Here is an 11,524-nt window from a genome sequence, read left to right as displayed (position 1 = left end):
CCTTTTTTACTGCTTTTTTTTATTGTAATTCGTTGATTTTGGCAATCAATTGATTTGCAGTTTGTTCCAATTCAACATTGATTTGTTTGAAATGAGCTTTTTTATTTTCAACATTTTTAGCGTTTACTTTTGTAATCAAAGCATCAAAAGCCGCGATAGCTTCATCAATCAAAGCATTAGTTTCTGTAGTTGGTTTTCCTGTAGTTGTAATTTCAAACAAGTAAACTGCTTCAATAATATCTCCTAAAACGTAGTTGATGTCTTTTTTTAAATTCTTAACGTTTGCCATTTTTTTTTAATTTTAATTTGCGATTGCAAAAATACACATAATCTTTCTATTACCCACTATGAAATATAAATTTCTAAAATTGAAGCTTTTCTATTTAGAAAGAAAGCCATCAAAGCAATTGAAATTAAAACAGTCTGGAATTTTGAAATGAAACAAATTCACTCATCAAATAAAAAAACTGAGATGCTATTATGTGTTTTCAAACACCATTTTTTGAACGGTTTCCAAAGCCCTTGGAATATGGTTGGTGGCAACTAAACTGTCAAAAACCAAACGAATTATTCCTTTTTTGTCCACCACATAAGTCACTCTTCCCGGGATTAAACCAAATAAACTGGGCTTTACGCCAAAAAGATTACGAAGTTTTTTATCATCATCGGAAAGCAACATGAAAGGCAATTGATATTTTTGGGAAAATTTTTCGTGCGAAACAATACTGTCGCTGCTTATTCCAACGACTTCAGCTCCCAAATCCTTGAAATCTTCATACTGGTCTCTAAAACTACAGGCTTGCGCGGTGCAACCCGGAGTATTGTCTTTGGGATAAAAATAAAAAACAACAGTTTTTTTACCCACAATTGACGTGCTGTCAAAATCGTTTCCTTTGCTGTCTTTTGCTAAAAAATCGGGAACTTTATCCCCTACTTCTAGTGCCATTATTCCCCTTTATAAGTTACAAAATTTCGTGGCGTTTCATAAAGTACAATTTCTAAATCAAATTCAGGTTTTATTCTTTTTCTGATTTTATTCCAAATGACAACCACTATATTTTCGGCAGTTGGATTTAGATTTTCAAATTCAGGAACATCAAGATTCAAGTTTTTGTGGTCAAAAGGTCTTTCTACCTCTTCAAAAATCAAATCACTCAAATCCTTGACATCCATTACGTATCCGGTTTCTGGATTGATTTTCCCCGTTACGCTTACAATTAATTCATAGTTGTGACCGTGAAAATTGGGATTATTGCATTTGCCGAAAACAGCGTCGTTTTGTTCGAAAGTCCAATCTTTTCGATACAATCGATGGGCTGCGTTGAAATGTGCTTTTCTGGATATGGTTACTCTCATTTTCTAATTTATGATTTATACTCTTCTAAAAAGTGATAAAATTCATCAAAAATAATCTTGAACCAAACCGTGTAAATTTCGGGATGCAATTGTATGTCTTTTTGCACCTCTTCAATCCCCATCCATTTCCAATTTTCTACTTCATCTGGATTTATTTTTGGCGCATCATTATAATAGCCTATCATGACATGATCCAGTTCGTGCTCGGTCAACCCATTGTCGAATGGCGCTTTGTAGATGAAATGAAACAATTCCTTCAACTCGGTTTTAAAACCCATTTCTTCATATAATCTGCGACTTCCGGCCTGAATATTACTTTCACCATCGCGCTGGTGACTGCAACATGTATTGGTCCACAATAAAGGAGAATGATACTTGTGTTGCGCCCTTTGCTGGAGCATAATCTCATTTTTGTCGTTTAACACGAAAACAGAAAACGCCCGATGCAAAACCGCTTTTTCGTGTGCTTCTAATTTGGGCATCAACCCAATTTGCTCATCATTTTGGTTGACCAATATTACATTCTCTTCTTTCATAATTTATTTTAGCTTGTCAAAAATACGAAAAAAGAATTGGGAACTCTGATTTTTGGATTATCAACAATCGTTAAACTTTCCTTAAATGAAACTCATTTGCAATCTACACGACAATTACATACGTATATCTGTTGTAAATTTACACCATAATCAAATCAAGATTGCTATGAAAAATATCCTTAATTATTTGATGATATTACCTTTATTAACATTAAATACCTGCGGACAATCGACTAAATCAACAGAATTAAATCCAAAATCATCATCTATGGAAAACACAATCAACAAACCCGGAAATCCTTATTATTCAAATACCGATACGACAAAACTGAACGTGTCTGATGCTGAATGGAAAAAAGTGCTGCCGCCCGATTTGTATGCCGTTTCCAGAAATGCCGACACAGAAAGAGCTTTCACTGGAAAACTTTGGGATTTGGATGCCAAAGGAACTTATTATTGTGCGGCTTGTGGCAACAAATTATTTAGATCAGACCAGAAATTTGCAAGCAGTTGCGGTTGGCCCAGCTTTTTTGAACAAGAAAACAAAAATAGCGTGGTATACAAGGAAGACAATTCCTATGGAATGAGAAGAATCGAAGCACTTTGCGGTAGATGTGACGGACATTTAGGACATCTTTTCGACGATGGACCAAAGCCAACGGGCAAAAGATATTGCATGAATTCCATTGCGTTGGATTTTGTACCTGACACCGCCAGAACAGAAAACAGTATCAAAAACAACTTAGAAACCATAATCCTCGGAGGCGGCTGTTATTGGTGTGTTGAAGCAGTTTACGAAAAATTGGACGGTGTAAAATCTGTGGTTTCAGGATTCGCTGGAGGAAAAAATGCAAATCCCACTTATGAAGAGGTTTGTACCGGAAGAACGGGACACGCCGAAGTAGTGCAAATTACCTATGACAAATCCAAGACTAGTCTCGACGAGATTTTTCAGGTATTTTTTACCGTTCACGACCCAACAACGCTAAACCGTCAAGGTGCTGACGTGGGAACCCAATATCGTTCCGTGGTTTTTTATGCAAATGAAGAACAAAAGCAAGCTGCCCAATCCATTATTGACCAATTGAATACCGAAAAAGTATACAACAGTCCAATAGTAACCACATTAGAACCACTCACCAAATTTTATAAAGCGGAAGATTATCATCAAAATTACTACGAAAACAACAAAAACCAACCGTATTGCCAGATGGTAATCCAACCGAAAATTGAAAAATTTGAAAAGATTTTTAAAGCGAGATTGAAAAAATAACGATGCAATCGACAAACCGGAAAGTGATTTCCGGTTTTTTTTGACACAATTCATGGTTTCCATTTCGGCGAATGCAATAGCTGGAGTAAATTTATTATATTTGGATTATTGATGTAACAATTCATCTAAACAAAAAAAACAACAGATAAAAACAACATTTTTCCACATAAAATAAATACAAAAATGAGAATAGCACTTTTTACCAATGAATTTCCACCCAACATTTACGGTGGCGCAGGCGTACACATTGATTTTTTAAGTCAAGAATTAGCCAAGTTAGGCCAGGTTGAAGTGCGCTGTTTTGGCGACCAATCCGTGAGTACAGAAAGTATGCACGTAGAAGGAATCAATTCTTCGCTCACCAAAATGGTTGATGAAAACAATCCACACATCAAAATGTTTCACAATATGAGTCGAAATGTCGAAATGTCGCAAGCCACGCCACAAGCCGATGTCATTCATTGCCACACTTGGTACACGCATCTCGCCGGAATTATGACGCGTGAATTTCTGCAATCACCTTTGATTTTAACAACGCACAGTCTGGAAACGCATCGTCCATGGAAAGTAGAACAACTGGGCAACGGCTATTTTCTTTCGCGTTGGATCGAAAATAGTGCTTACAATACCGCCGACGGAATTATCGCCGTGAGCCAACAAATGAAAGAAGATGTCATCGAAGCCTATGGCGTAAATCCAGAAAAAGTGACCGTAATTCATAACGGAATTGATCCGGAATTTTACAAACCTACATTTGACAATGACTTGCTTTTAGAATTAGGAATTAATCCCAACATTCCTTTTGTGCTTTTTGTGGGTCGCATTACACGTCAAAAAGGAATATCACAGTTAATTTCTGCTGCCAAATTTTTTAATAAAAATTGCCAAATCGTACTTTGTGCCGGAGCACCGGACACCAAGGAAATTGCCGAAGAAACCGAAGCCCTGATTGCCGATTTGTGCAAAGAAAGAGAAGGCGTAATCCTCATCTCGGAAATGTTGCCCCGCGAAAAAATAAAAGTGTTGTACAGTCACGCGCGAGTTTTTGCCTGTCCTTCTTTGTACGAACCCTTTGGTATCATCAACCTTGAAGCGATGGCTTGCGAAACGCCAGTTGTGGGAAGCCACGTAGGCGGCATTCCAGAAATTATTGTCGAAGGAGAATCGGGTTATCTAGTGCCGCTCGAAAGTGTTTCCAGAACCGATTTTAATCCTGCCAATCCAGAATCTTTCCAGAAAACTTTTGCTGCAAAAATTAATATCTTGTTAGAAAACGAAGCCTTGGCAATCCAAATGGGAAAAGCGGGAAGAGAACGCGTTTTGAAAATTTTCAGTTGGGAATCTATTGCCAAAACTACCTATGATTATTACCAAAAAGTGATTAATGGGTTTGTGAAGGAGAAGGCTTAATTATGTTTCAATAATAAACTGACAACATAAAACTAAATTTTCTATATGTTACAAATTAAAGATTTGTTTTTATCAATTTGATAATGGATATGAAAAAATACTGATGAAATACTATACTCTAAAATTATGGTTAACTACAATTATTGTAGCAATTATTATATTTATTATTGCTACAATAATTACATCCAAAGAAGTTGATTCTGACTTTGGTGGATTTGCAATTTTTATGTTTTTATACAGTATTTGCTATTCGCTACCTACATTTTTAATAATTACTTTAATTCATAAAACTGTTTTAAAAAATCTTAGTAAAGAAAATAGACTTTCCCTTTCAGGTATTGCAATAACATTAATGTTAATAACAATTTTTATTATATTCGGTAAGGATAAATATGATTACAATGAAAATTATAGTGCATTAAGTTTTTCAATTATTTTTACGATTAGTATAATAATTTCTTCAATTATTAATAACCCGATAGCGCGGATTTGAAATCCGTGCCCACCTCAATTCTTAACTTAAATGTAACAGAAATAGAAAAACTATGCTCATAGCCATTCATCCAAAGTTACCCATGCGAGACAAAAAAGTAACAAAGGATTTTTCTGTTCTTGACCCAGACAACAACTTACTGACTTTTGGACAAAGTATATAAAAGCGAAGCAATCGATAAAAAAAATTAATGATTTTGTCATTTCGACCAAAGGAAGAAATCTCATAACGCGAGCAACTAATGTGATTTCTCCCTTTGGTCGAAATGACAAAAAAACCTCATCTTAATAACATTTGGATCGTGTCCACAAACATAAGCAATAAAAAAATGAAAAATTTTTTCCTAACTGTACTAATTTTAGTTTTTACAATCACGAATGCTTCTGCCCAAAAAAAGGAAGTTTGCATTATTAAAACTTCGTTAGGCGCTATTACCATCGAATTATATCCAAAAAAGGCGCCAATTACGGTAGCCAATTTTTTGAAATATGTCGATGCGCATTTGTATGACAATACCAGCTTTTTTCGTGCTGTAAGTTTAACCAATCAACCGAAAGATTCCGTAAAAATTGAAGTGATTCAAGGCGGCGAAGTCGATTCGACAAAGGTTTTTGCGGCCATTCCACTCGAAAGAACATCAAAAACAGGCGTACTTCATAAAAACGGAAGTATTTCAATGGCGAGAGACACTCCCGATTCGGCTACTTGCAGTTTTTTTATTTGCATCAACGACCAACCTTCATTGGATTTTGGAGGCAAAAGAAACAAGGACGGACAAGGTTTTGCCGCTTTTGGAAAAGTGATTGAAGGAATGGATGTGGTTAAAAAAATTCAAAAACTTCATCCGGAACAAGAACAATATTTCAAACCTGAAATATCGATTTTGTCCATTAGCCGAAAATAAACAAAATACAATAAAAACTGCTCTGTGTAACTAAAGTTACTGTGTGTACTTTGTTGCTGCCTTACTTTTGCATCATAATAACCAAACACCCTTGCTGGAACTAAATCAGGATGGGTTTACAATCAAAAAAAAATGGACATAGAAAAAATCATTACAGAAAATCAAGGCACCATCGTGGATGTGCGTTCTTACGGTGAATTTTTAGGAGGCAACGTGGCCGGTTCCATCAATATTCCATTGAATGAAATTCCGGAAAGAATTGAAGAATTAAAAAAACTCAAAGCACCGTTAATTCTATGCTGTGCATCTGGAAACCGAAGCGGTCAAGCGCAACATTTCCTTTCGCAACACGGACTAGAATGCTATAATGGCGGTTCATGGCTCAACGTAAACTATTACAAATCAAAAAGCAATTAGAGAAAAAATGATCAACACACTCAAAAAATTATTCGGAATAGGACCTGGAGTAAACTATGCAGAATTGGTTAAAGAAGGCGCCATAATTCTAGATGTACGTTCCAAAGGGGAATTTGCTGGCGGACACATTAAAGGAGCCATAAATATTTCGGTTGACACACTAAGAAACAACTTGACAAAACTAAAAGACAAGGACAAACCCATCATCACTTGTTGCGCTTCAGGAATGCGAAGTGCCTCGGCAAAAAGCATCTTGCAGTCCAATGGCTATACCAAAGTTTACAATGGCGGTGGCTGGAGCAGTTTACAAAACAAGCTATAATGGATAAAGAAATCCTTTTCCAAAATTGGAATTTTATGCGTTTGCTGCGCTTAGGCTTGGGTATTTATATCGCAGTTCAAGCCGTTGAAACCCTCAGCCTCTTTTCGGGGGTAGTCGCCGCATTTTTTATTTTTCAAGCAGTTACAAATACCGGTTGCTGTGGTTCAAATGGTTGTGTCGTGCCAACAATAAAAGGTAATTCAGATAAAACCGAAGAAATAAAATTCGAAGAAATCAAATAACACCATATAATTCCTGCTTATAATTAGTTAATTAACAGCTATTTACATTTTTTATTTATTTATTTTTGTAATGCTCAAAGAGGGGAAATACTTGTTCGAAATAACACCTCATTTTGCAAAATTTAATAAATTATTAATCTTAAAATTAAGCTGTTATGGAAACGATTATTAGAAGACAAGGTGTCGTGAAAGCAAAATCACATGCTGCACAGGGTTTAAGAGATTTATTTGAAGTGGAATTAAAGGACATCCATTGGGCAGAGAAAGCACTCGTGGGCGCATTACAAAAAATGGTCAAAAACGCCTCCTCACCAGAACTAATCCGTGCTTTAAAAAAACATTTGACTGAGACCCAAGAACACATAACACGTATCAAAAAGGTTTATGAAACCATTGGTTCTAAAGTTGCCGAAAGAAAATGTAATGCGATGGAAGGGCTAATAAAAGAATCCGAAATCATCATGAAAGACACCGAATTAGGAGTGGTACGTGACGCAGGAATCATTGCTGTTGCACAAAAAATGGAACATTATGAAATTGCCACCTACGGCACTTTGCATTCTTATGCAGTGACATTGGGAGAAGAAGAAGCCGAAGAATTGTTAGCCCTAAACTTGGAAGAAGAGAAAAAAATAGACGTTGTTTTGACTAAAATCGCCACATCCGACATCAATGTAGATGCAGCTGATGTAGATGACAACTGGTAATTTAAGAATATCCATAAAAAAATTACTGATAACTATTCAATAAGGAGCCTGTTTTTTTGCAGGCTTTTTTTATGAATTTCATACAAACTTCACCATAAAATAATAGAAGTCCAAAACAAAGATTCGCAACAATTAAAAAAAAGAAACAGCCAAATTTTTATGAACATTGAGCAGCCCAGAAAACCCTAATAACTATTCTGGAAATCATTTGTCTTACGCCAAAATAAAAATTACATTTGCAACAGTTTAACTTTTACACATAAAATGAAGCCTAACACACAACAATTAAACGATTTAACTATCCAAGTCAGAAGAGACATTCTTCGTATGGTACACGCTGTCAATTCAGGTCATCCTGGAGGTTCACTTGGTTGTACCGAATTTATGGTCGCATTGTACCAAAACCTTATGGATAGAAAAGAAGGTTTTGACATGGACGGAAAAGATGAAGATCTTTTCTTCCTTTCAAACGGTCATATTTCTCCACTTTTCTACAGCGTATTGGCAAGAAGCGGTTATTTCCCCATTTCGGAACTAGCCTCTTTCCGACTTATCAATTCCAGATTGCAAGGCCACCCAACAACCCATGACGGTTTACCGGGAGTGCGAATTGCTTCGGGTTCGCTTGGTCAAGGATTATCTGTGGGAATTGGTGCCGCACAGGCAAAAAAGTTAAACGGTGACAACCACCTTGTTTACACCTTGCATGGCGATGGCGAATTGCAGGAAGGTCAAAACTGGGAAGCCATTATGTATGCTTCCGCCAAAAAGGTAGACAATTTAATTGCCACTATTGATTTGAACGGAAAACAAATTGACGGAACAACCGACGAAGTTTTGGCAATGGGAAATATTCGTGCCAAATTTGAAGCATTTGATTGGGACGTTCTTGAAATCAAGGAAGGAAACAACATCGAAGCGATTATCGCTGGAATGACGGATGCCAAATCTAGAACTGGAAAAGGAAAACCAGTTTGTGTTTTATTGCACACTGAAATGGGCAACGGAGTGGATTACATGATGTACAGTCACGCTTGGCACGGAAAAGCGCCTAATGATGCCCAACTTGAAAATGCCTTGGCCCAAAACTACAATACTGGAGGACAAAGCGACTACTAGAAAGTGTTCAGTAATCAGTGTTCAGTGGAATGCTGCTAAAATCTAAATGAAAAAATGAAAAAATATATAAATACAGGGAGTAAAGATACACGTTCCGGTTTTGGAGCAGGAATGACGGAACTCGGTCAAAAAAATGAAAATGTCGTGGCACTTTGTGCGGATTTAATCGGGTCGTTGAAATTTGACGATTTCAAGAAAAATCATCCAGAGCGCTTTTTCCAAATTGGGATTGCTGAAGCCAACATGATTGGAATTGCAGCCGGATTAACCATTGGCGGAAAAATTCCTTTTACGGGAACTTTCGCCAACTTTTCTACGGGAAGAGTTTACGACCAGATTCGTCAATCAGTGGCGTATTCAGAGAAAAACGTGAAAATTTGTGCTTCACACGCCGGATTGACTTTGGGCGAAGATGGTGCAACTCACCAAATATTGGAAGACATTGGATTAATGAAAATGTTGCCTGGAATGACGGTAATCAACACTTGCGATTACAATCAAACCAAAGCGGCCACATTGGCCCTGGCTGATCATCACGGACCAGCTTATTTGCGTTTTGGTCGTCCTGTCGTGCCTAACTTTATGCCAGCTGACGAACCTTTCGTGATTGGAAAAGCCATTATGCTAAATGAAGGAACTGATGTTACGATTGTAGCTACCGGACATTTAGTTTGGGAAGCATTAGTCGCTGCCGAAGCTTTGGAAGCAAAAGGAATTTCTGCCGAAGTAATCAACATTCACACCATCAAACCATTGGATGAAGAAGCGATTTTGAAATCATTGGAAAAAACAAGATGTATCGTTACTGCCGAAGAACATAACATTCTTGGTGGTCTTGGCGAAAGCATCGCAAGAGTTATAGCTTTGAATACTCCAACTCCACAAGAGTTTGTTGCTGTTCAAGACAGTTTTGGCGAAAGTGGAACTCCAGAACAATTAATGGAAAAATACAAATTGAACAATCAAGCCATTGTTGAAGCTGTGGAAAGAGTAATCAAGAGAAAATAAAACAACTTTTCGAAGTTAACTTTAATAAAAAAATCCCGACTCGTATAAGTCGGGATTTTTTTATTTACTGTCTATATTTTTTTATTAATGACAAGTCTTGTCTAAATGTTTTTTGATTCTGGCTGGATCAGTAGAGTTTCCGCTACAATCTGGAATCGATGCAAATGGATAAACTAATCCCGTCGCGGCATTTGTGATTTCTAATTTTGTGGAATACTTGTCGCCATCATCATCGACATCCAAGAAATTTGGAACTCCGTCTTTATCGGTATCGTCAATATTTTCAATTCCTGTTCCCAAGTAACGCACATAACCATCTCCGTCTAAATCCTCTAGATAAGATGGAATACCGTCGGCATCTTGATCTAATCTTCGGATTTCGTATAATTTAAAACTAAATATTAGCGGCGAATAAGAAGGGATAGAACCTGATCCGGTATTGTAATAGCCTAATCCAGATGGAATAAACATAGCTCCGGCTCCAAAATCTTTATAAGTAATAGTACCATCCGGATTTGAGGTGTAAGTTCCCGTTTTAAATTCCGGAAAAGTTTCTCCCCATCCTTGTATTGTATTGGGTAAATCAAAAAAGGACTGTGGAAATTTCATTTCTTCAAATTTAACAGCATTAATTGATGCGGCAGTTGTAGTGGTCGCTGCGACGCTCTCGAGATAATCTCCTTTGTAAGATGCTAAAACGCCATCAACATTACACGGCGCTATTCCAACACCTTCGCGTAAAACTAGATAATACAATTTATATGAAATATCGTGAAGGCTCACGGTTTTACTTAAAAGTTTAGGATAAGTTGTTGCATTTAAATAAGACATCAGTGACGGTTGCGTGCCTCCAACAGGAATTTGTGTCATTACTACGTCTTTGTCGGCAAAATTTGGATCCGTTAAATCCATATTCAAATAATGAGTATTCAAATAATCTTCTATAACTTTTATATCTGTATCATATTGAACCGAATATTCCCTAGGTGGCTCATATGAAACGGTTTCGTCCTTTGAACATGAGAATAAAGAGACTGTTGCAATTGATAGAATAAAATAAAACTTAAATTTGTTCATTATAGCTGATTTTTAAGTGCGCAAGATACAATTTTGATTTATTTTTGTAAACTATTTAACTTCGATTTTGGAAAATTTATGAGAATAGATAAATATTTATGGTGCGTGCGCTATTACAAGACACGGAATATGGTTACGGAGGCGTGCAAAAAAAATCATGTCACTGTAAATGGTCAAGTTGCCAAGCCTTCGAAGGAAGTTTTTCCGACTGATAAAATCACTTTCAGGAAAGACCAAATCACGCAAATCATAATCGTGCTAGATATTCCGGACAACCGCGTGAGCGCCAAATTAGTTGATATGTATCGAAAAAACGAAACGCCTGCTGAAGTCTACGAACACCTGGAACTACTGAAATTATCAAAGGAACATTATCGAAAAAATGGCACCGGAAGACCTACCAAAAAAGACAGACGCGACATCGATGAATTTGGCAATGAAATTAAATCCAACATCGAAGAATTTGAATAGCATAATTTAATTTTGTTAAACCAATAAAATAGAAAGAACTCTTTTTATCTTTGAAAAAAAAATCCGAATGAACAAGAACATCATCCTATCAAATCAAGAAATAGAGCATAAAATCAAGAGAATTGCTTACCAAATCTATGAAACATTTGTAGATGAAGAAGAAATTGTCATAGCGGGAATTGCTTCCAA

At 36.6% G+C, this 11,524-nt stretch carries 16 protein-coding genes and 1 pseudogene; 12 read left to right on the top strand and 5 right to left on the bottom strand.

Going from position 1 to position 11,524, the window contains the following annotated elements:
- Positions 1–19: 19 nt before the first annotated feature.
- The 4 genes from C0430_RS06845 to idi form a co-directional block, all read right to left on the bottom strand.
- Positions 20–289, bottom strand: a complete 270-nt coding sequence (locus C0430_RS06845) for a hypothetical protein (protein WP_290867170.1) — start codon at positions 287–289, stop codon at positions 20–22.
- A gap of 189 nt (positions 290–478) precedes the next feature.
- Complete coding sequence (locus C0430_RS06840; RefSeq protein WP_290867167.1) at positions 479–946, bottom strand: peroxiredoxin; 468 nt, start codon at positions 944–946, stop codon at positions 479–481.
- Positions 946–1,356 carry a 6-carboxytetrahydropterin synthase gene (locus C0430_RS06835; protein WP_290867163.1) on the bottom strand — a complete coding sequence of 137 codons (411 nt, stop codon included), beginning with the start codon at positions 1,354–1,356 and terminating at the stop codon, positions 946–948. Before C0430_RS06835 ends, C0430_RS06840 begins: the two co-directional genes overlap by 1 nt.
- 8 nt (positions 1,357–1,364) lie before the next feature.
- Complete coding sequence (idi, locus tag C0430_RS06830) at positions 1,365–1,892, bottom strand: isopentenyl-diphosphate Delta-isomerase (protein WP_290867160.1); 528 nt, start codon at positions 1,890–1,892, stop codon at positions 1,365–1,367.
- A gap of 268 nt (positions 1,893–2,160) precedes the next feature.
- Here idi and C0430_RS06825 point away from each other — a divergent pair, with 268 nt between their 5' ends.
- The 10 genes from C0430_RS06825 to C0430_RS06780 all read left to right on the top strand — a co-directional run bounded on the left by C0430_RS06825 (position 2,161) and on the right by C0430_RS06780 (position 9,787).
- Positions 2,161–3,165: a bifunctional methionine sulfoxide reductase B/A protein gene (locus C0430_RS06825; RefSeq protein ID WP_290867176.1), complete on the top strand. Its 1,005-nt coding sequence runs from the start codon at positions 2,161–2,163 to the stop codon at positions 3,163–3,165.
- Positions 3,166–3,348: 183 nt separating this feature from the next.
- Positions 3,349–4,575: a glycogen synthase gene (gene glgA, locus C0430_RS06820; protein WP_290867157.1), complete on the top strand. Its 1,227-nt coding sequence runs from the start codon at positions 3,349–3,351 to the stop codon at positions 4,573–4,575.
- Positions 4,576–4,678: 103 nt separating this feature from the next.
- Positions 4,679–5,068 carry a hypothetical protein gene (locus C0430_RS06815; protein ID WP_290867154.1) on the top strand — a complete coding sequence of 130 codons (390 nt, stop codon included), beginning with the start codon at positions 4,679–4,681 and terminating at the stop codon, positions 5,066–5,068.
- A 328-nt stretch (positions 5,069–5,396) separates the two neighbouring features.
- The gene (locus C0430_RS06810) at positions 5,397–5,972 is read left to right on the top strand and encodes a peptidylprolyl isomerase (protein WP_290867151.1); all 576 of its coding nucleotides are present in this window, start codon (positions 5,397–5,399) and stop codon (positions 5,970–5,972) included.
- A gap of 132 nt (positions 5,973–6,104) precedes the next feature.
- The gene (locus C0430_RS06805; protein WP_290867147.1) at positions 6,105–6,389 is read left to right on the top strand and encodes a rhodanese-like domain-containing protein; all 285 of its coding nucleotides are present in this window, start codon (positions 6,105–6,107) and stop codon (positions 6,387–6,389) included.
- Positions 6,390–6,396: 7 nt separating this feature from the next.
- The gene (locus tag C0430_RS06800) at positions 6,397–6,711 is read left to right on the top strand and encodes a rhodanese-like domain-containing protein (protein WP_290867144.1); all 315 of its coding nucleotides are present in this window, start codon (positions 6,397–6,399) and stop codon (positions 6,709–6,711) included.
- Positions 6,711–6,953: a hypothetical protein gene (locus C0430_RS06795; RefSeq protein WP_290867141.1), complete on the top strand. Its 243-nt coding sequence runs from the start codon at positions 6,711–6,713 to the stop codon at positions 6,951–6,953. The genes C0430_RS06800 and C0430_RS06795 overlap by 1 nt, the downstream gene beginning before the upstream one ends.
- 155 nt (positions 6,954–7,108) lie before the next feature.
- Entirely contained in the window at positions 7,109–7,660 is a 552-nt protein-coding gene (locus C0430_RS06790) for a DUF892 family protein (RefSeq protein ID WP_290867138.1), read from the top strand.
- A gap of 264 nt (positions 7,661–7,924) precedes the next feature.
- On the top strand, positions 7,925–8,779 hold the full coding sequence (locus C0430_RS06785) for a transketolase (protein ID WP_290867135.1): 855 nt from the start codon (positions 7,925–7,927) through the stop codon (positions 8,777–8,779).
- 54 nt (positions 8,780–8,833) lie between these two features.
- Complete coding sequence (locus C0430_RS06780; protein ID WP_290867132.1) at positions 8,834–9,787, top strand: transketolase C-terminal domain-containing protein; 954 nt, start codon at positions 8,834–8,836, stop codon at positions 9,785–9,787.
- Between the two features lie 84 nt (positions 9,788–9,871).
- On the opposite strand, the gene C0430_RS06775 is transcribed toward C0430_RS06780, so the two are convergent.
- Complete coding sequence (locus C0430_RS06775; protein WP_290867128.1) at positions 9,872–10,864, bottom strand: FKBP-type peptidylprolyl isomerase; 993 nt, start codon at positions 10,862–10,864, stop codon at positions 9,872–9,874.
- Between the two features lie 78 nt (positions 10,865–10,942).
- Here C0430_RS06775 and C0430_RS06770 point away from each other — a divergent pair, with 78 nt between their 5' ends.
- Positions 10,943–11,335 (top strand): RNA-binding S4 domain-containing protein, encoded by a 393-nt coding sequence (locus C0430_RS06770; RefSeq protein ID WP_290867125.1) that lies wholly within the window; start codon positions 10,943–10,945, stop codon positions 11,333–11,335.
- 67 nt (positions 11,336–11,402) lie between these two features.
- Positions 11,403–11,524, top strand: a pseudogene (locus C0430_RS06765) (phosphoribosyltransferase); the annotation flags it as partial.

The sequence above is a fragment of the Flavobacterium sp. genome (assembly GCF_013823965.1).
Lineage (GTDB): Bacteria > Bacteroidota > Bacteroidia > Flavobacteriales > Flavobacteriaceae > Flavobacterium.
Note: the sequence above shows the minus strand (reverse complement) of the source record. Positions and strands in the feature narration are given on the sequence as shown.

Bases quoted from the DNA above. Each gene is read 5' to 3' on its own strand.
- C0430_RS06845 (WP_290867170.1), bottom strand. From the start codon at position 289: ATGGCAAACGTTAAGAATTTAAAAAAAGACATCAACTACGTTTTAGGA.
- C0430_RS06840 (WP_290867167.1), bottom strand. From the start codon at position 946: ATGGCACTAGAAGTAGGGGATAAAGTTCCCGATTTTTTAGCAAAAGAC.
- C0430_RS06835 (WP_290867163.1), bottom strand. From the start codon at position 1,356: ATGAGAGTAACCATATCCAGAAAAGCACATTTCAACGCAGCCCATCGA.
- idi (WP_290867160.1), bottom strand. From the start codon at position 1,892: ATGAAAGAAGAGAATGTAATATTGGTCAACCAAAATGATGAGCAAATT.
- C0430_RS06825 (WP_290867176.1), top strand. From the start codon at position 2,161: ATGGAAAACACAATCAACAAACCCGGAAATCCTTATTATTCAAATACC.
- glgA (WP_290867157.1), top strand. From the start codon at position 3,349: ATGAGAATAGCACTTTTTACCAATGAATTTCCACCCAACATTTACGGT.
- C0430_RS06815 (WP_290867154.1), top strand. From the start codon at position 4,679: ATGAAATACTATACTCTAAAATTATGGTTAACTACAATTATTGTAGCA.
- C0430_RS06810 (WP_290867151.1), top strand. From the start codon at position 5,397: ATGAAAAATTTTTTCCTAACTGTACTAATTTTAGTTTTTACAATCACG.
- C0430_RS06805 (WP_290867147.1), top strand. From the start codon at position 6,105: ATGGACATAGAAAAAATCATTACAGAAAATCAAGGCACCATCGTGGAT.
- C0430_RS06800 (WP_290867144.1), top strand. From the start codon at position 6,397: ATGATCAACACACTCAAAAAATTATTCGGAATAGGACCTGGAGTAAAC.
- C0430_RS06795 (WP_290867141.1), top strand. From the start codon at position 6,711: ATGGATAAAGAAATCCTTTTCCAAAATTGGAATTTTATGCGTTTGCTG.
- C0430_RS06790 (WP_290867138.1), top strand. From the start codon at position 7,109: ATGGAAACGATTATTAGAAGACAAGGTGTCGTGAAAGCAAAATCACAT.
- C0430_RS06785 (WP_290867135.1), top strand. From the start codon at position 7,925: ATGAAGCCTAACACACAACAATTAAACGATTTAACTATCCAAGTCAGA.
- C0430_RS06780 (WP_290867132.1), top strand. From the start codon at position 8,834: ATGAAAAAATATATAAATACAGGGAGTAAAGATACACGTTCCGGTTTT.
- C0430_RS06775 (WP_290867128.1), bottom strand. From the start codon at position 10,864: ATGAACAAATTTAAGTTTTATTTTATTCTATCAATTGCAACAGTCTCT.
- C0430_RS06770 (WP_290867125.1), top strand. From the start codon at position 10,943: ATGAGAATAGATAAATATTTATGGTGCGTGCGCTATTACAAGACACGG.